At 39.9% G+C, this 17,450-nt stretch carries 18 protein-coding genes, 1 tRNA gene and 1 pseudogene; 12 read left to right on the forward strand and 8 right to left on the reverse strand.

All coding sequences use genetic code 11. The features are described 5' to 3' along the window. Positions 1-272: AI-2E family transporter (locus tag PAN07_RS08765; protein ID WP_269797705.1), on the forward strand; the 272-nt coding region annotated here is incomplete at its 5' end. A gap of 271 nt (positions 273-543) precedes the next feature. Here PAN07_RS08765 and PAN07_RS08770 read toward each other — a convergent pair. The 3 genes from PAN07_RS08770 to PAN07_RS08780 form a co-directional block, all read right to left on the reverse strand. Continuing rightward, the gene (locus tag PAN07_RS08770; RefSeq protein WP_020900386.1) at positions 544-1,059 is read right to left on the reverse strand and encodes a DUF308 domain-containing protein; all 516 of its coding nucleotides are present in this window, start codon (positions 1,057-1,059) and stop codon (positions 544-546) included. Positions 1,060-1,410: 351 nt separating this feature from the next. Continuing rightward, positions 1,411-1,483 (reverse strand) — tRNA-Lys (locus tag PAN07_RS08775). A 263-nt stretch (positions 1,484-1,746) separates the two neighbouring features. After that, a complete protein-coding gene (locus tag PAN07_RS08780; RefSeq protein WP_033684837.1) occupies positions 1,747-3,018 on the reverse strand; it encodes a replication-associated recombination protein A in 1,272 nt (423 codons plus the stop codon). A gap of 114 nt (positions 3,019-3,132) precedes the next feature. On the opposite strand from PAN07_RS08780, the gene PAN07_RS08785 reads away from it, so the two are divergent. The 10 genes and pseudogenes from PAN07_RS08785 (at position 3,133) to PAN07_RS08825 (ending at position 13,002) form a co-directional block, all read left to right on the forward strand. Further along, entirely contained in the window at positions 3,133-3,603 is a 471-nt protein-coding gene (locus tag PAN07_RS08785; protein ID WP_064276289.1) for a DUF3013 family protein, read from the forward strand. A gap of 18 nt (positions 3,604-3,621) precedes the next feature. Beyond that, positions 3,622-4,710, forward strand: coding sequence for a M50 family metallopeptidase (locus tag PAN07_RS08790; RefSeq protein ID WP_265465495.1), 1,089 nt, complete (start codon positions 3,622-3,624; stop codon positions 4,708-4,710). Beyond that, a pseudogene (locus PAN07_RS17450) lies at positions 4,691-4,825 on the forward strand (DNA mismatch repair protein MutT); the annotation flags it as partial. The gene PAN07_RS08790 and the pseudogene PAN07_RS17450, both read left to right, overlap by 20 nt. Before the next feature lie 132 nt (positions 4,826-4,957). Then, positions 4,958-5,992, forward strand: coding sequence for an ATP-binding protein (locus PAN07_RS08795; RefSeq protein WP_138337876.1), 1,035 nt, complete (start codon positions 4,958-4,960; stop codon positions 5,990-5,992). A gap of 1 nt (position 5,993) precedes the next feature. Further along, positions 5,994-8,237 (forward strand): S8 family peptidase, encoded by a 2,244-nt coding sequence (locus PAN07_RS08800; RefSeq protein ID WP_265465562.1) that lies wholly within the window; start codon positions 5,994-5,996, stop codon positions 8,235-8,237. A gap of 50 nt (positions 8,238-8,287) precedes the next feature. Next, entirely contained in the window at positions 8,288-9,307 is a 1,020-nt protein-coding gene (locus PAN07_RS08805) for an AbiH family protein (RefSeq protein WP_265472641.1), read from the forward strand. Positions 9,308-9,319: 12 nt separating this feature from the next. After that, positions 9,320-10,270: a 50S ribosomal protein L11 methyltransferase gene (prmA, locus tag PAN07_RS08810; RefSeq protein ID WP_265465685.1), complete on the forward strand. Its 951-nt coding sequence runs from the start codon at positions 9,320-9,322 to the stop codon at positions 10,268-10,270. Between the two features lies 1 nt (position 10,271). Continuing rightward, positions 10,272-11,015, forward strand: coding sequence for a 16S rRNA (uracil(1498)-N(3))-methyltransferase (locus PAN07_RS08815; protein WP_033684843.1), 744 nt, complete (start codon positions 10,272-10,274; stop codon positions 11,013-11,015). Positions 11,016-11,025: 10 nt separating this feature from the next. Beyond that, positions 11,026-12,822 carry an oligoendopeptidase F gene (gene pepF, locus PAN07_RS08820; RefSeq protein WP_269797706.1) on the forward strand — a complete coding sequence of 599 codons (1,797 nt, stop codon included), beginning with the start codon at positions 11,026-11,028 and terminating at the stop codon, positions 12,820-12,822. Positions 12,823-12,855: 33 nt separating this feature from the next. Continuing rightward, positions 12,856-13,002, forward strand: coding sequence for a hypothetical protein (locus PAN07_RS08825; protein ID WP_265471044.1), 147 nt, complete (start codon positions 12,856-12,858; stop codon positions 13,000-13,002). A 129-nt stretch (positions 13,003-13,131) separates the two neighbouring features. On the opposite strand, the gene PAN07_RS08830 is transcribed toward PAN07_RS08825, so the two are convergent. After that, the gene (locus tag PAN07_RS08830; RefSeq protein ID WP_000048147.1) at positions 13,132-13,896 is read right to left on the reverse strand and encodes a (S)-acetoin forming diacetyl reductase; all 765 of its coding nucleotides are present in this window, start codon (positions 13,894-13,896) and stop codon (positions 13,132-13,134) included. 255 nt (positions 13,897-14,151) lie between these two features. Here PAN07_RS08830 and PAN07_RS08835 point away from each other — a divergent pair, with 255 nt between their 5' ends. Beyond that, entirely contained in the window at positions 14,152-14,820 is a 669-nt protein-coding gene (locus PAN07_RS08835; RefSeq protein WP_269797707.1) for an aquaporin, read from the forward strand. Positions 14,821-15,028: 208 nt separating this feature from the next. Here PAN07_RS08835 and queF read toward each other — a convergent pair whose 3' ends face one another. The 4 genes from queF to queC are packed head-to-tail and all read right to left on the reverse strand — an operon-like array spanning position 15,029 to position 17,344. Further along, entirely contained in the window at positions 15,029-15,520 is a 492-nt protein-coding gene (gene queF, locus PAN07_RS08840; RefSeq protein WP_049550634.1) for a preQ(1) synthase, read from the reverse strand. An 18-nt stretch (positions 15,521-15,538) separates the two neighbouring features. Continuing rightward, positions 15,539-16,255: a 7-carboxy-7-deazaguanine synthase QueE gene (gene queE / locus PAN07_RS08845; protein WP_049550633.1), complete on the reverse strand. Its 717-nt coding sequence runs from the start codon at positions 16,253-16,255 to the stop codon at positions 15,539-15,541. Continuing rightward, positions 16,248-16,691: a 6-carboxytetrahydropterin synthase QueD gene (queD, locus tag PAN07_RS08850; protein ID WP_000464573.1), complete on the reverse strand. Its 444-nt coding sequence runs from the start codon at positions 16,689-16,691 to the stop codon at positions 16,248-16,250. Before queD ends, queE begins: the two co-directional genes overlap by 8 nt. Further along, a complete protein-coding gene (gene queC / locus PAN07_RS08855; protein WP_269797708.1) occupies positions 16,691-17,344 on the reverse strand; it encodes a 7-cyano-7-deazaguanine synthase QueC in 654 nt (217 codons plus the stop codon). The genes queD and queC overlap by 1 nt, the downstream gene beginning before the upstream one ends. Positions 17,345-17,450 lie beyond the last annotated feature (106 nt).

Here is a 17,450-nt window from a genome sequence, read left to right on the forward strand (position 1 = left end):
TGGGAGCGATTTTTATCTTCACAGTGAGTCCTACTCAAGCCTTACTTTCTCTTCTTCTATATCAAGTTATACAGCTGATTGAAGGAAACCTTATTTATCCAAAAGTTGTAGGTCAGTCTATTGGTTTGCCAGCTCTTTTCACACTTGCGGCTGCTAGTATTGGAGGGAATCTTTTCGGACTACTTGGAATGATATTCTTTACCCCCGTATTTGCTGTTATCTATCGACTGGTTAAAGAATTTGTCGTCGCAAAGGAAAATCAGGTAGATTAAGAAAAACTAAATTTAATAAGATATACTGAGAAGAGAGTGAGAGATTCTCTTCTCTTTTATTTTTAAATACTTTGCTACAAAAAGCTATTGGACGTCAAAAAAAGCCTTGCAACCAAGGATTTTTCCTGTTGATTTAGATGCCCCTACAAGGCTCGAACCTGCGCCCCATAGCTTAAGAGTCTACTGCTCTACCGACTGATCTAAGAAGGCAAATAAAAAGCTGAGAATGTAACTTCCCAGCTTTTTTAATATGCCCAAAATGGCAGCTAGATTATTTACGAAAGGCATCAAGGATATAGGTGAAACCAACAATTAAAAATGCAAAGGCAACGACATAAACGACAAAGACACTTGTAGCTACTGGATTGAACAAAATCACTAGACCTAGTAAAAATGCAAGCAACGCTATCCACATGATATGGTTGCCAATAATAGGGAAAATCAATCCCAGACGATTGCCTTTAAAGAAAGCTATAATGGCTTCTACAATTAACCAAATTCCTAAAATAGTTGGAATGACAACTGGTAGCGTCACAAAGCCATAGGCAACGAGGTAAAGAGCCAAGAGAAGATTAACAATCCCTTGGAAAAGATGAGCTGGTGAGCGAAGCACTTTTGGTACAGAGAAATAGCCTAAAATAGCTGCTATAGAAGCAACCAGTAAACCAAATGCAATCCACCAGCTGTAAGCAACAAGATTAGCTACTGGGTCTGTAAATAGAAAGAGTGCTAAAAGGACAAAAACAACTCCTGCAAGGAATAGCAGTAAACGATTAGAAAATTTCATTTCAATACCCCCTATATAGTATAGTATAGTTTGATAATAAAAATATTATACACCTTTTTAGAGGAAATATCAATAAACAAAATGGAAAATTTGGAAGTTTCAGTCTGATTTATGAAAAGAAAATCAGTTTTTATTATTTTGAAAATAAAAAGAGAAGATAAAATTTGTCTTCTCTACATGAAAATATTGTATGGCATCAAAGCAAAAGTAACTGGCTTTACACTATTTGTTAAGATGTAATTTGGTTCAAAAAGAAAAGATAGATTTAAAAGTGGGGCAAATGATGAGGCAAATCAGTTATAGATAAGCAAAAAAGCCTTGGTTATCAAGGCTTTTCCTGTTGTATTTAGATGCCCCCTACAGGGATCGAACCTGTGACCCACGGATTAAGAGTCCGCTGCTCTGCCAGCTGAGCTAAGGAGGCAAAGAAAAAAGCTGTATTGGTGCCGAAACTTCACGGTTTGTTTGAACCCGCGCAATTAAGCAGGTGGGCAACTCGCTCTAACTGAAGCTGTTTCCGTGTGAGACGGCCTACATGCTGTTAGAAGACTTTTGTTTCCCTAATAATACAAAAAATAGTCGGTCAACACTTAAGTGTGAAGTCGTACACCACAGCGTTTCTATGTTTATATAATACCACTTTTTCAAAAAAAATCAAGAGGAAAGTGCAATTTTTTGAAAAGGATTTCAGATTTTTCGCAAACGGTCGATAGCTTCCTTTCTTTGAGCCAAAGCCCGTTCATATTTACCAGTATCTTCTGCTTGGAAATAGTGATGATTGCGGATTTTTTCTGGTAGATAGTCTTGCTTGACCCAATTTCCAGGATAGTTGTGTGGATAGAGATAGTCTTGGGCATTCCCCAGTTCCTTGCTTCCACTGTAGTGCCCATCACGCAGGTGTCGCGGAATAGGCAAGTGCCCTGATGTTTTGAGGTCGGCAAGCGCCTTATCCATAGCTACATAGGCTGAGTTGGATTTTGGAGAAAGGGCCAAATCAATCACGACATTGGCAATGAGAATGCGGGCTTCTGGGAAACCAATCCTTTGTGCAGCATCCAGAGCAGTCACAGTGTGAATCTGGGCTTCAGGATTGGCCAAACCGATATCTTCATAAGCGATAACAGTCAAACGACGAGCGAGACTTGGCAAATCACCAGCCTCAATCAAGCGGGCAGCATAGTGAAGACTAGCATCCACATCTGAGCCACGGATAGACTTTTGCAGGGCTGAGAGAACATCATAGTGGCCATCTCCGTCCTTATCCATGGTAATGTAGCTCCGCTGCAGGCTATTTTCCATGATGTCTAGGGTGATATGGCGAATGCCCTTGTCATTCTCAGGGGTAGAAAGAACTGCCAAATCCAGTGAGTTGAAGGCAGAGCGAAGGTCTCCGTTTGTAGAGGTAGCAATGAAATCCAGCGCATCCTCATCTAGTTCTACTGGAAAATCAAAACCACGCTCAGGGTTACTTAGAGCTATCTGCAGGGCCTCTTTGACGTCTTGGTTAGACAGAGGTTCCAACTCAAAAATTTGAACACGGCTACGAATGGCAGGAGTGACAGAAAAGAAAGGATTTTCAGTCGTAGCGCCAATCATGATGACCAGTCCACTTTCCAAGAGTGGAAGAAGAAAGTCTTGCTTGGTCTTGTCAAGACGATGGATTTCGTCTAGTAATAGGACGAGGCCACCAGAAAATTTCGCCTCTTCGGCGATTTCTTGCAGTCGTTTTTTACTATCAACTGTCGCATTGAAAGTTCGAAAGGCATACTTGGTCGTCCCTGCGATGGCAGAGGCAATACTGGTCTTGCCGATTCCCGGAGGTCCATATAGAATCATGGAAGACAAGCGGTTGGCTTCCACCATGCGACGGATGATTTTTCCTTGTCCGACCAGATGCTCCTGGCCGATGACCTGGTCGATGGTTTTAGGGCGCATGCGAAGCGCGAGATTGTCTGGCATAGCAGTCCTTTCTAACGTGGATTTTCTGATGTATATGTGGTAAGATGGTAGTATCTATTTTAGCACATTTCCGAGTAATCGGGGCGATTAAGAGTCGCATAGAAAGAGGACAAAATGGCAACATATGGATTTTTAGATGTTTTAGAGGAAGAGTTGGAGAAGAATTTTCCCTTTGACTTTGAGATTAGTTGGGACAAGCGTAATCATGCGGTTGAAGTGAGTTTTCTATTGGAAGCGCAAAACGCTGCAGGTGTGGAGATGGTGGATGAAGACGGGGAGGTTTCATCAGACGATATCCTCTTTGAGGAAGCAGTTCTTTTCTACAATCCTGCTAAGTCAACAGTTAATGAGGGAGATTATTTGACTGTCATCCCTTACCTGCCTAAAAAAGGATTTTCTCGTGAGTTTTTAGCTTATTTTGCCCTTTTCCTCAAAGATACTGCCGAGGTTGGACTAGATGCCCTTATGGACTTTTTGGAAGACTCAGAAGCAGAAGAATTCGTCATGGAATGGAACCAAGAAGTCTTTGAAGAAGGAAAAGTCGGCTTGGAAGAGGGAGAATTTTATCCTTATCCGAGGTACTAGGAGTTGGTTGGTGACTTTATGAAAAAAATTGGGACTTATTTGGTTTATGTGCTAGCTTTTGTCCTTATTATGCTAGCTTTTGCTTGTGGAACCATCGCATTTGCAGAGTTGGGGTATTCCGCATTTTTAGCCTTTACTTTTGGTTATACCTTCGCTCTTCTAAGTATGTATTTAATCTTTATTCTTCATGAGCTGGGTCATGCTTTTTGTGGCTACTTGACAGGCTATCGGCTGGTGGCTTTTGGATTAGGACATTTCCTTTTGACCAAAAAGTCAGGCAGGTTTTATTTTAGTCGAACAGCCGTTCTGAAAAATGTTGGTGCTCAGTACGTTGGATTGAAAGAAGATGAAAGTGATCAAAGAATCATCCTGATGCTTTCAGGAGGATTGATGGTTCATCTTAGTTTGATATTATTGGCGATAGTGTTTGGATTTTTGACAAAAAGCTGGTATTTTGCTGGTACTTGGATTTTTCTTAATTTGTCTTTCTTTCTAAACAACGCTTTGCCAGTCGGCATCACCGATGGAGCAAAAATCTGGGAATTGCTACAACACCCTGAAAATACCAAATACGCCTACATGGTGTTGAGGCATTCTGCTCAAACTTTGCTGGCTCCTCAAGAGTACGATTTGAAAGACTTTACCATGCCTGTTTCTGAGGATGCAAGTGGGAGTTTTGCAGAAAGTATTCAAACTCTTCAGGGGTTGGTATTCATATTGGATGATAATATAGAACTTGCAAAGCAACAGTTTCAATCTGTGCTAGAGAAAACAGATAATCCAATGTCTAAAACTATTTGTCAATTATACCTTCTTCAAATTGCTCTGATGGAAGGAGATAATAAGAAAGCGGAAGAATATGCAAGTATTCGAGGGGTCAAATCCTTTTTATCTCTAAAAACAGCAGATATACAGATCATTCAAGCTTGGTATCAATTTAAGGTAAGGAAAGATGTAGTTCAAACTCACAAGGTTATGAAGATTGCTAGACAGAAAATGAATAGCAGCCGGATGTTACGGGATGAGAAAAGCTATTATCAAAACTGGTTAGCCGAGCTGGAAAAGGAAATGTCAGAAGGAACTGAAGATGAAACTAGAAATATCTGATTTCACAGGCTGTAAGATTGCTTTGTTTTGTGGGGATAGGCTCTTGACCATCTTACGAGATGATAAGGCAAACATTCCCTGGCCCAGTATGTGGGAACTACCCGGTGGTGGAAAGAGTGTCAGGGAAAATCTGATATAGTTTTGCATTACAAGAATATCCTTTCAAGGTTATTCTTTTTTATTTTGTCCCAAAATAATTGATTTTGTCCCAAAAATATAGTATTATTTGTGTAAGGAGGAATGAATCATGAAAAAATCGGATGTTCTTGATTTAATAAAGTATCATTATGAGGGCAGAGAGACAGAATTTAGAAATCAATCTATAGCAATTGCTCGGAACTTCAATAAACATGGTGATACACAATTAGCACAATATATTATGGGGTTAATGTCTCAAAGTGATAGATTCATGCCACAAATAGAAAATCCTAGTGAGTATTTGACTCCTGCTAAACTAGATATTGGTCCTCTCCCATTGCCTCTTTCAATTATGAATGATTTAAAAGGAATAATAAACGCTGTTAATCATCATATTGGAATAAATAAATTTTTATTTGTGGGATCTCCAGGTACTGGAAAAACTGAAAGTGTAAAGCAGGTGGCTAGACTTATTGGCAAGGAATTACTTGTAGTAGATTTCAGTCACTTAGTAGATAGTAAGCTGGGGCAAACAGTCAAAAACTTAGCAACTCTTTTTAATGAAATCAATAATCTTCCTTTCAAGCAAAATTATATCATCCTATTTGATGAAATTGATTCCATAGTACTGGATAGGGTTAATCAGAATGATTTAAGAGAAATGGGACGAGTGACTTCTGCCTTTTTAAAGGAGTTGGATAGGCTATCACCAGAAATTGTATTAATTGCAACAACAAATCTTTTTGAAAATCTTGATAAAGCAGTTACGAGAAGATTCGATGCCATAATTGACTTTGACCGTTATACTGATGAAGATAAAGTAGAAGTAGCTACTATTATTTTAAATGAGTTATTAAAGCAATTTAAGAATGTAGCTAGAGATTTAAAATTATTTAAAAAAATTATCAATAGTGCCAATGTAATACCGAATCCTGGTGATTTGAGAAATGCAATAAGAACGTCATTGGCATTTAGTGATCCATCAGATCCGCATGATTACCAAAAACGCCTGCTCAGAAGTTTACATAATGGTAGAAATTTATCTATTTCTAAATTATCGAAGCTAGGTTTTACTGTTAGAGAAATTGAGATTTTGACAGGTGTTTCTAAGAGTAGTGTATCACGAGAGTTAAGCGAGGATTAAAATGAATACATTATTGACATTACGAGGTAAAAGTTTTACACCAAAGTCAGCAAAGGGGAGAGGATCGATAACGATTCCCGCAGATTCTATTGTTACGCTAAACCATTTAAATGAACTTTATACATCCCTTGAACGAGTAAAAGAATATTGGTCTAATAACACAATCATTGATGGAGTACTTGTCAGTGTGTATTATAATCGTGTCCTAGCTAAGAGCAATCGTATCGATGGTTTTTTTAATGTGGGTGGCGGAAATGCAATTCCAAATGAAACGATTGTGGGTGCAAAATTTAGTAATGATAAGAGTAAGCATATTATTACACACTACATTTCAAAGGAAGTGTTAGATAAGACAATTGAGCATACTAAAAAAGTTATAACAATATTCAAAGATTATTTTACTAGTGCTCCCATGACGAGTATGGTGTTCTCCGACTCTTCAAAATTTAATCAAATTGATTATTCTAAGTATGGTCTGTCGAAATCAAAATTCAAACAATACTTAAGAGACGCTTGCTTTGTCAAAGGATTTGGTATTGAACAGGCAGATATGTCTACTATACGTAATTCTATTGTAACAATCTACGATGTAAAAACTAATCTCTTAATATTACTTAAACAACTTGATATTGATGTTTCAGAAGCTAACATCATGGACCAGACAACTGTTTTACTTGACGAAAAAAATATTGAGTTACTACTGCTAAAAGCACCTTATCTAGTATCAATGATAGTAGAAGATTTTTCTAGCCTGTCACCAGAGAATTTTTATAATGATGGGAACACTTTTTATAATAATCTCCCTTTTCCAACTAATGAACCTATTATTGGTGTCATCGATACGTTGTTTGATGATAGAGTTTATTTCAATGAGTGGGTAGAGTATCATGATTTAATTTCACCAGATATTAGCAAAGGAAGTCAAGACTATAAGCACGGTACAGCAGTTTCCTCGGTAATAGTAGATGGAGCTAGTTTGAATCCAAAACTAGATGACGGATGTGGAAGATTTAGAGTCAGACATTTTGGGATATCTTTACAGAGTGGTTTCAACTCCTTCACAATTATCAAACAGATTAGAGAAATTGTATCTCAAAATCCTGATATTAAGGTTTGGAATCTTTCGCTTGGATCAAATGATGAAATTAGGGAAAACTTTATTTCTGTCGAGGGTTCGTTGTTAGACGAGATTCAATTTGATAACGATGTAATTTTTATTATTGCAGGCACTAATGGGATTGCCCCTGATGGACAACGAAAAAAGATTGGAGCACCAGCAGATTCACTCAATTCAATTATTGTAAATTCTGTTGATTTTAGCAATCAAGTCGTTTCTTATTCACGCGAAGGAGTTGTCCTGTCTTTCTTTATCAAACCTGATGTTTCATACTATGGCGGGGGGAACGGAGACTTCATAAATGTTTGTGAACCACTAGGGCTGGCTCGAGTAGCTGGGACCAGTTTTGCGGCTCCATTTATTGCTAGAAAAATGGCTTACCTCATTCATATTATGGGATTAAGTCGTGAAGAAGCAAAGGCTTTATTAATTGATTCAGCGATACCATGGAATGATAAAAAAACATTCGCAGACATTTCTTTACTTGGATATGGGGTTGTGCCAATCAAAATAGAAGATATTTTGTCTACACCTGATGATGAAATTAAATTTATAGTCTCAGATGTTTCTAGAGCATATGAAACTTATAATTATGATTTCCCAGTTCCAATTTCTAAAGAACACTATCCATATGTAGCAAAGGCCACTATGTGCTATTTTCCAAAGTGTTCTAGAAATCAAGGAGTTGACTATACTAATACGGAAATGCAACTTAGTTTGGGAGTTTTAGATAAGAAAGGCATTAAAACAATTAATAACGACAATCAATATTCTGAAAATGCACCAGGATATGTGAGAGAAAAGTCGGCACGAAATGTTTTTAGGAAATGGGATAATGTCAAACATTTAGGAGAAAAATTTTCTTCTCGTAAAAAAGCTAAGCCGATTCTGAATCCTTCTAATCCTCAATGGGGAATGAGTGTAAAAACAATTGAACGGTTAAAAAATGGTGATGGTTATGGTATTCGTTTTGGAGTAGTTGTTACTCTAAAGGAGTTGAATGGTGTCAATAGAATCGAAGATTTTATTCAACAAGCCGAATTACGAGGTTGGCTAGTTAATAGATTGCAGGTAGAAGCTCAAGTAGACCTCTTTAATAGTTTAAATGAAGAAATTGAATTTGAATAGTGGATATTTTATCCTTATTCTAGATCTTAGGAACATAAGAGGGCAAAGATATGAATATTACTTATATCGTCGGAAATGGTTTAGATTTACAATATGGTTTAAAAACAAAATACAAGGATTTCTATGAATTTCAAAATAAGGCTTACATAAGTAGGAAAGAGAACGAGGAAAAATATTCAAATTTAATTTATGAATCTCTATTCTCTGATAAAGAAAATAATTATGAAAATTGGTCAGATTTTGAATATTCAATAGGCCAATTAACAAAAGATCACGACTTCATCTCCTCAAATATAGAAATGAAGGAGAAGTTTATAGACGATTTTAGTGAGGTAGTTGACGATTTAAGAGAATATCTACGATTACAACAAGAGCAAAATCTTGAGGAAGGTATTGTAATTGACTTTGAAAGTACTCTAAATGATTTGAAAAATTCTCTCCCTGTATTAAATCAATTTACTATCGATAAAAAATTTAAAGAAAATCTATATCAACACGACATCGTGAATATATTAACCCTTAACTATACAAATGTGTTAGATAGATTATACGATAGATCTGGAAAATCTTTTGTAAACAAATTAAGAACTAATGATTATAATTTTCATATTAAATCTCCGATTCATGCACATGGGACAGTAGATATCTGTACTGTTTTAGGAGTTAGCGATGAAACACAAATTTCAAATAGTTTTGAAGAAGAACAAAAAGAATCCCTCGTAAAAAACTTAGTTTTGAAGAACTATAGAGAAAATATGGATGTGAAAAATAGTGATATTATTAAAAATTCTGATATTATTATTCTTTATGGGGTTTCTTTGGGAGAGACTGATAAGTATATCTGGAGTCAGATTGCTGAAAGATCAATCAGCAGTTCTGTTCCTGTCATAATTTATCATTATGTCCCTAATTTTGATCCAGGAAATCCCACTAGGGTGAAACGCTTATATAGAAATGTAGAAGATAAATTCATACAGAATAGTGGTATTGATTTAGAGTTAGAGAAGAAATTAAGAGATAATCTTATTGTTGTTATTGGAAAGACTATTTTTAACCTGATGGAAAGGTAAGCACAATATAAAATGGAAACATGGCAAGAGTTAAAAGTTACAGTGAAGCGTGAGGGAGAGGAGTTGGTCTCTAATCTCTTGATTGAGTTGGGAGCACAAGGTGTTGCGATTGAAGACAGCATGGACTATGTGGGGAATGTGGACCGTTTTGGCGAAATTTTCCCAGAGGTCGAGCAGCAAGAAGAAATCGTAGTGACAGCCTATTACCCTGATACGGTTGATGTAGCAACGGTTGAGTCAGATTTGCAGGCTCGTCTAGCAGAATTGACAGATTTTATGGATTTGGGTGAAGTCAAGATGGGGACGACTGCCTTGGCTGAGGAAGACTGGGCAGACAACTGGAAGAAATATTATGAACCTGCTCGCATCACTCATGACTTGACCATCGTGCCGTCTTGGACAGACTATGAGGCGACTGCTGGAGAAAAGATTATCAAGCTGGATCCTGGCATGGCTTTTGGTACTGGGACGCATCCAACGACTAAGATGAGCCTTTTTGCCTTGGAGCAGGTTCTTCGTGGTGGCGAAACGGTGCTGGATGTGGGGACTGGTTCAGGAGTTCTTTCTATTGCCAGCTCGCTTCTGGGTGCCAAGGAAATTTTCGCTTATGACCTGGATGATGTGGCGGTTCGTGTTGCTCAGGAAAATATTGAGCTCAACCCTGGCATGGAAAATATCCATGTAGCTGCTGGTGATTTGCTTAAGGGTGTTGAGATTGAGGCAGATGTCATCGTGGCTAATATCTTGGCGGATATCCTCATTCATCTGACGGAGGATGCCTATCGCTTGGTCAAGGATGAAGGCTACCTCATCATGAGTGGGATTATCAAGGACAAGTGGGACATGGTGCGCGAGTCGGCTGAGTCAGCTGGATTTTTCCTTGAAACCCACATGATTCAAGGGGAATGGAATGCCTGTGTCTTTAAGAAGACTAAGGATATTTCAGGTGTGATTGGAGGCTAGCATGCAGCAGTATTTTGTCAAAGGTAGTGCAATCTCTCCTGTGACCATTGAGGACAAGGAAACCAGCAAGCATATGTTTCAGGTTATGCGCTTAAAAGAAGAGGATGAGGTGACCTTAGTCTTTGATGATGGCATTAAGCGCTTGGCGCGCGTGCTAGATGTGGAAAATCGTCAGTTTGAGTTGGTCCAAGAATTAACTGACAATGTAGAACTACCAATCCAAGTGACTATCGCATCTGGATTTCCTAAGGGAGACAAGCTGGAGTTTATCACTCAAAAAGTAACCGAACTGGGTGCCAGCCAGATTTGGGCCTTTCCTGCAGACTGGTCAGTCGCCAAATGGGATGGCAAAAAATTGGGTAAAAAGGCCGAAAAACTAGAAAAAATTGCCCTTGGAGCGGCAGAACAAAGCAAGCGTAATCTGGCCCCAAGTATTCAGCTTTTCGAGAAAAAAACCGATTTTCTAGCTCAGTTGGACCAGTTTGACTCTATCATAGTAGCTTATGAAGAGTCTGCTAAAGAAGGAGAAGCCGCTGCGCTCTTACAAGCAGTCTCTGGTCTTGAAAAAGGAGCCAAACTGCTCTTTATCTTTGGACCAGAAGGTGGTCTCTCACCTGCAGAAATCGAAAATTTTGAAGCTAAGGGAGCAGTCATAGCAGGACTTGGTCCTCGTATTTTGCGAGCAGAAACAGCGCCACTTTACGCCTTATCAGCCCTTAGTGTTTTATTAGAATTAGAGAAATAAGAGGAAGAAAATGGAACAAAAACACCGCTCAGAATTTCCAGAGAAGGAACTTTGGGATTTAACAGCCCTATACCAAGACCGTGAGGATTTCTTGCGTGCAATCGAGAAAGCTCGCGAAGATATTAACCAATTTAGCCGTGATTACAAGGGCAATCTTCATACTTTTGAGGATTTTGAAAAGGCTTTTGCGGAACTGGAGCAAATCTACATTCAGATGAGCCATATTGGTAACTATGGCTTTATGCCTCAGACGACAGACTATAGCAATGACGAATTTGCCAACATTGCCCAAGCTGGGATGGAATTTGAAACAGATGCTAGTGTAGCCTTGACCTTCTTTGACGATGCCTTGGTGGAAGCTGATGAGGAAGTCTTGGATCGTTTGGGTGAATTACCTCATTTGACGGTGGCCATTCGTCAGGCAAAAATCAAAAAAGCCCACTATCTTGGGGCTGATGTGGAGAAGGCCTTGACCAATCTCGGTGAAGTTTTCTACAGTCCGCAGGATATTTACACTAAGATGCGTGCTGGGGATTTTGAAATGGCTGACTTTGAAGCCCATCGCAAGACCTACAAAAACAGCTTTGTGACCTATGAGAATTTCTACCAAAATCACGAGGATGCTGAGGTTCGTGAGAAATCTTTCCGTTCCTTCTCAGAAGGACTTCGTAAGCACCAAAATACAGCTGCGGCAGCCTACTTAGCTCAGGTTAAGTCTGAAAAACTCTTGGCAGATATGAAGGGCTACGATTCAGTCTTTGATTATCTTTTGGCTGAACAAGAAGTGAACCGTGCCATGTTTGATCGCCAGATTGACCTTATCATGAAGGATTTTGCGCCAGTTGCTCAGAGATACCTCAAGCATGTTGCCAAGGTCAATGGTCTTGAAAAGATGACCTTTGCAGACTGGAAATTGGACTTGGATAGCGCCCTGAATCCAGAAGTGACTATTGATGATGCCTATGATTTGGTCATGAAGTCAGTAGAACCTTTGGGGCAAGAATATTGTCAGGAAGTTGCTCGCTATCAAGAAGAGCGCTGGGTGGACTTTGCTGCTAATAGTGGCAAGGATTCTGGCGGATATGCGGCGGATCCATATCGTGTACACCCTTATGTCCTCATGAGCTGGACAGGTCGTTTGAGTGATGTCTATACCTTGATTCATGAAATCGGTCATTCTGGTCAATTTATCTTTTCAGATAATCACCAAAGTTACTTCAACGCCCACATGTCGACTTACTATGTCGAAGCACCATCAACCTTCAATGAATTGCTTTTAAGTGATTACTTGGAGCACCAGTCTGATGACCCACGTCAAAAACGCTTTGCTCTGGCTCACCGCTTAACAGACACCTACTTCCATAACTTTATTACCCACCTTTTGGAAGCAGCCTTCCAGCGTAAAGTGTATACATTGATTGAAGAAGGAGAAACTTTCGGAGCAAGCAAACTCAACAGCATCATGAAGGAAGTCTTGACGGATTTCTGGGGAGATGCCATTGAAATTGACGATGTTGCAGCTTTGACTTGGATGCGCCAAGCTCACTATTACATGGGCTTGTATAGCTACACTTACTCAGCGGGACTAGTCATCTCGACTGCTGGTTACCTTCATCTAAAAAATTCAGAAACTGGAGCTGAAGACTGGCTCAATCTTCTCAAATCCGGTGGTAGCAAGACACCACTTGAGTCAGCTATGATTATCGGAGCAGATATCTCTACAGATAAACCACTCCGTGATACCATCCAATTCTTGTCAGACACAGTTGACCAGATCATAGCCTACAGTGCCCAGTTGGGAGAGTAAGGGGAATAGAGAGGTTGTTCTAGAATGATGTTTATGAGCTTGTTAAGCGTCATTCTATTTGTTTTAGCTGTAGCTATTTTCAAACACGCCGTTGAAGGTCGTGATGTTAAATTTGAACTTGCTGTAGACCTGGTATTGATAGTTATTTACTTCATTTTCTATCAGATTGTATTTAATTGAGAATTTAATATTAAGTCATTTAAGGACAGCTTATTGAGAAATGTAAAGGTATTGAGTAAGTATCCTCCTAACTAATAATGAGAACTAATAAAAGAGGTTGAATCATTTTCCAACCTCTTTTTGTGTATCTTAATGGAATTGCATACCACCATCAACGATAATGGTTTGTCCTGTAATGTAGTTTGAATCTGGTCCTGCAAGGAAGCTGACAGCAGCAGCCACATCTTCTGGTTCAGATAGACGTTTTAGAGTAATATCTTTTGCAAATGTCTGCATACCCCATTCGTCATCTTTTCCTGCATTTTTACCAACTTCATGAGCGATATCGTACATCATTGGTGTTTTCACAATACCTGGTGCGTAGGCGTTAACAGTGATGCCCGAGTCAGCTAAATCACGTGCTAATGTTTGCGTAATTCCTCGAACAGCAAATTTTGTTCCACCATAAACAGTTAGATTTGGATTGCCCACTACACCGGCTTGAGAGGTTGCGTTGATAATTTTACCTCCGTGGCCAAGTGCTTTAAATTGTGCTTGTGCAGCTTGTGAACCCCAAATGACACCACCAACGTTGATACCGAAAGTACGTGTAAATTGTTCCTCAGTAATTGTATCAAGAGGAGTAGTTGGAGCAACACCAGCGTTATTTACGACAACATTTAAATCACCAAAATGGTCAACAACCTTTTGAAATGCTTGTGCAACTTCTGCCTGTTTCGAAACATCGGCCACGACAGCAAAGGCATTTTCAGCTGATAATTCGGCAACAGCTTTTTCAGCTGTTTCTGGATTGTAGTCTAAGACTCCTACCTTAAAGCCATCTTGAACCAATCGTTTTGCGATTGCAAAACCGATTCCTTGACCTGCACCTGTGACAATAGCAACTTTAGACATATGATTCCTCCTTGGTATCTACGATACCATTCAAACGTTCATAAAAGAACAGAAAAGTTGTAAAAATTAGTTCAAATTAGGGAATAAATAACTTATTAGAACTATATTGACATTATATACCTTTAGAAAAAATGTTTCAAATAAACACTACCGTTTTTATAGAATTTTATCCTGAAAATTTCCAATCAATTTTCTTGAAACCCTTTCCCTCTTTTGATAGACTAGTATCTAGTTTTTGAAAAAAGGAGAAAGATAATGAAAAAATTTGTTGCTGAATTAATCGGTACTTTCATGCTTGTGTTCATTGGGACAGGAGCTGTTGTTTTTGGAAATGGTCTTAATGGCCTAGGTCACCTTGGAATCGCTTTTGCCTTTGGTCTGGCAATCGTAGTCGCTGCTTACTCAATCGGAACTGTTTCAGGTGCTCACTTGAACCCAGCTGTTTCAATTGCTATGTTTGTAAACAAACGCTTGTCATCTTCAGAACTTGTAAACTACATCCTTGGGCAAGTTGTTGGAGCTTTCATCGCTTCTGGCGCTGTCTTCTTCCTCTTGGCGAACTCAGGTATGTCAACTGCTAGCCTTGGTGAAAATGCCTTGGCAAACGGTGTTACTGTCTTTGGTGGATTCTTGTTTGAAGTCATCGCAACTTTCTTGTTTGTCTTGGTTATCATGACTGTGACTTCAGAAAGCAAGGGAAATGGAGCGATTGCTGGTTTGGTAATCGGTTTGTCCTTGATGGCCATGATCCTTGTTGGATTGAACATTACTGGACTTTCAGTTAACCCAGCTCGTAGCTTGGCACCAGCTGTTTTGGTAGGTGGTGCAGCCCTTCAACAAGTTTGGATTTTCATCCTTGCACCAATCGTTGGTGGAGTTCTTGCAGCCCTTGTTGCAAGAAACTTCCTTGGAACAGAAGAATAATTGAAACTCAAAAAGCCTTGCTCCTCATCTTGAGGAACAGGGCTTTTTCGTATTATACTTTTCGAAAATCTTTTCAAACCACGTCAGCTTCACCTTGGATTATATATGTGACTGACTTCGTCAGTTTTATCTGTAACCTCAAAACCATGTTTTGAGCAACCTGCGGCTAGCTTCCTAGTTTGCTCTTTGATTTTCATTGAGTATGAGTTTAACGGTTGTCAATTTTCTCTGGATAAAGGTCGTGTTGGAAGAGGCGTTGTTCTGCCAAGCCATCATACTTAGTTCCAGGCTTACCGTAGTTGTAGTAGGGGTCAATTGAGATGCCACCGCGCGGAGTGAATTTTCCCCAGACTTCTAAATAGCGAGGGTCTAGCAAGTTGACCAAGTCTTTCCCGATGGTGTTGATACAGTTTTCGTGGAAATCTCCGTGGTTTCGGTAGCTAAAGAGGTAGAGTTTGAGGGATTTTGACTCGACACAGAGCTTGTCAGGGATGTAGGAAATATAAATGGTCGCAAAGTCTGGCTGAGCAGTGATCGGACAAAGTGAGGTGAATTCAGGGCAGTTGAATTTGATGAAATAGTCATTTTCCACATGACGATTGTCAAAGGATTCGAGGACCTCTGGTTGATATTCGAAAATGTAGTTGGTTTCTTTGTTGCCTAGTAGGCTTAGGTTTTTCAATTCTTCTTGTTGTGACATGATTTTTTCTTTCTAATCTTAAACACCGCGTTGGTTGTCGTAGAGGAGGGTATGTAGTTGAGGAAGGACGCGGACATTGCCCCAGCTATCGTCAGTAGCGACACGTTCCCAGAGTTCTTTGAGGCGGTCCAGTTGGTCTTGGACAATATTACCTGTAGCTTTTGGCTCAGGATTTCCAGCTGATAAGAAGAGAACATCTGGTTGGTAGCGCTCTTGAATGACTTTAGCAAAGGCCAAATCCGCATCATCAAAGACAGGGATTTTAAAGGTGACCTTGTCTGGATCAAGTTGGGAAACGATAAAGTCCAGGGTCTCAAAGTTGACTTCCATCTTGGATGAAGGAGGTTTGGGACTTAGAGTGACCTGGTCGATGTCTTTTAACCAATTTTGCCAGCGGGAGCCTTGGGTCTCAACAGCCAGAGTGACACCACGTTCCTTGAGCTTGGTTACTAGCTCAGCCATGTTGGCTGCTAGGATAGCAGGATTTCCCCCAGATAGGGTGACGTAGTCGTAGCTCCCTAATTTATCCAAGGCAGCAATGACTTCGTCAGCTGTCATACGAGTTGGCTTTTCAGAACCATCCCAAGTAAAGGCAGAGTCGCACCAGTCGCAGTGGTAGTCGCAACCAGCAGTGCGGACAAACATGGTTTTCTGCCCAATAGCACGGCCTTCACCTTGAAAGGTAGGACCAAAAATTTCCAAAACTGGTAGTTTGAGGACACGTTCCCTAGTCATCTAACCACTCCCGTCTAAACTCTGCAAAGGCAGTAGGAGTTTCATAGAGGCGAACGTATTCTAAACGAAGACCTCGTTCATCTGGTAACTCTTGATTCATGGTTTGGAAAATCCAGTAAACCATATTTTCAGCGGTTGTATTCATATAGGGCAGGGTTTCATTGAGATAGCGATGATCTAAGTGGGGCTCTAAGTAGTTCTTGTAGATCGCTTTGATATCTCCGAAATCGTAGGTCATGCCACGTTCATCTAAAAATCCACTGACAGCAATCTGCAAATGATAGGTGTGACCATGCAGGGATTTGCATTTTCCCTCATAGTGAAAGAGGTGGTGGGCAGCGTCAAAGGTAAATTCTTTTGATACCAAGGTTCTGTGAGGATTGTAGACAAGAGACTCCCCGGTTTCCTGTTTGATTTCTTTGGGTGCAAAAAACATTAGGCCTCTCCTTTCTGTGAGAGATAAACATCTAACCCATGTTGACGTAGATGGCAGGCTGGACAATTTCCACAGCCACTTCCAATAATCCCGTTGTAGCAGGTTAAGGTCTTTTCACGAACATAGTCAAAGGCACCGAGTTGGTCGGCTAATTCCCAAGTTTCAGCCTTGTCTAGCCACATGAGAGGTGTTTGGATAACAAAGTCGTAATCCATGGCAAGGTTGAGGGTAACATTAAGGGATTTGACAAAGACATCTCGACAATCGGGGTAGCCTGAGAAGTCTGTCTCGCAGACACCTGTCACGATATCTTTAATGCCACGTTGCTTAGCAAGAACTGCCGCAAAGGATAGAAAGAGGTGGTTGCGACCATCAACGAAGGTATTGGGAACCTCCCCCTCTTTTTGCTCAATCTCCATATCAGAGGTCAGGGCATTTTCAGTGATTTGCCCCAGCAGAGACATATCTAGGATATGATGACGAATCCCCTGTTCCTTAGCGATTTCTCTAGCAACTTGAATTTCGAGATGATGGCGTTGACCGTAGGCAAAGGTAACGGCTTCGACCGTTTCATAGTGTTCTTTAGCCCAAAAGAGGCAGGTTGTAGAATCTTGACCGCCGCTAAAGACGACCAAGGCTGATTGATGTTTCATAGTACTCCTTCCAAAATGGGAAATGTTCAGAGCACGCAAAAAGCTCCCTTGAGGGAGCTAAAAAATACCAAGTAGAGGTTTTTTTTAGCGATGGCATGTCCCAAAC

Source organism: Streptococcus sp. SM5 (genome assembly GCF_027497975.1).

What these genes read in the sequence shown, in the direction of transcription:
- PAN07_RS08780 (WP_033684837.1), bottom strand. Translation starts at nt 3,018, where the DNA reads ATGCCAGACAATCTCGCGCTTCGCATGCGCCCTAAAACCATCGACCAG.
- PAN07_RS08815 (WP_033684843.1), top strand. Translation starts at nt 10,272, where the DNA reads ATGCAGCAGTATTTTGTCAAAGGTAGTGCAATCTCTCCTGTGACCATT.
- PAN07_RS08835 (WP_269797707.1), top strand. Translation starts at nt 14,152, where the DNA reads ATGAAAAAATTTGTTGCTGAATTAATCGGTACTTTCATGCTTGTGTTC.
- prmA (WP_265465685.1), top strand. Translation starts at nt 9,320, where the DNA reads ATGGAAACATGGCAAGAGTTAAAAGTTACAGTGAAGCGTGAGGGAGAG.
- PAN07_RS08790 (WP_265465495.1), top strand. Translation starts at nt 3,622, where the DNA reads ATGAAAAAAATTGGGACTTATTTGGTTTATGTGCTAGCTTTTGTCCTT.
- PAN07_RS08830 (WP_000048147.1), bottom strand. Translation starts at nt 13,896, where the DNA reads ATGTCTAAAGTTGCTATTGTCACAGGTGCAGGTCAAGGAATCGGTTTT.
- queF (WP_049550634.1), bottom strand. Translation starts at nt 15,520, where the DNA reads ATGTCACAACAAGAAGAATTGAAAAACCTAAGCCTACTAGGCAACAAA.
- queE (WP_049550633.1), bottom strand. Translation starts at nt 16,255, where the DNA reads ATGACTAGGGAACGTGTCCTCAAACTACCAGTTTTGGAAATTTTTGGT.
- PAN07_RS08795 (WP_138337876.1), top strand. Translation starts at nt 4,958, where the DNA reads ATGAAAAAATCGGATGTTCTTGATTTAATAAAGTATCATTATGAGGGC.
- queC (WP_269797708.1), bottom strand. Translation starts at nt 17,344, where the DNA reads ATGAAACATCAATCAGCCTTGGTCGTCTTTAGCGGCGGTCAAGATTCT.
- PAN07_RS08770 (WP_020900386.1), bottom strand. Translation starts at nt 1,059, where the DNA reads ATGAAATTTTCTAATCGTTTACTGCTATTCCTTGCAGGAGTTGTTTTT.
- PAN07_RS08805 (WP_265472641.1), top strand. Translation starts at nt 8,288, where the DNA reads ATGAATATTACTTATATCGTCGGAAATGGTTTAGATTTACAATATGGT.
- PAN07_RS08800 (WP_265465562.1), top strand. Translation starts at nt 5,994, where the DNA reads ATGAATACATTATTGACATTACGAGGTAAAAGTTTTACACCAAAGTCA.
- PAN07_RS08825 (WP_265471044.1), top strand. Translation starts at nt 12,856, where the DNA reads ATGAGCTTGTTAAGCGTCATTCTATTTGTTTTAGCTGTAGCTATTTTC.
- pepF (WP_269797706.1), top strand. Translation starts at nt 11,026, where the DNA reads ATGGAACAAAAACACCGCTCAGAATTTCCAGAGAAGGAACTTTGGGAT.
- PAN07_RS08785 (WP_064276289.1), top strand. Translation starts at nt 3,133, where the DNA reads ATGGCAACATATGGATTTTTAGATGTTTTAGAGGAAGAGTTGGAGAAG.
- queD (WP_000464573.1), bottom strand. Translation starts at nt 16,691, where the DNA reads ATGTTTTTTGCACCCAAAGAAATCAAACAGGAAACCGGGGAGTCTCTT.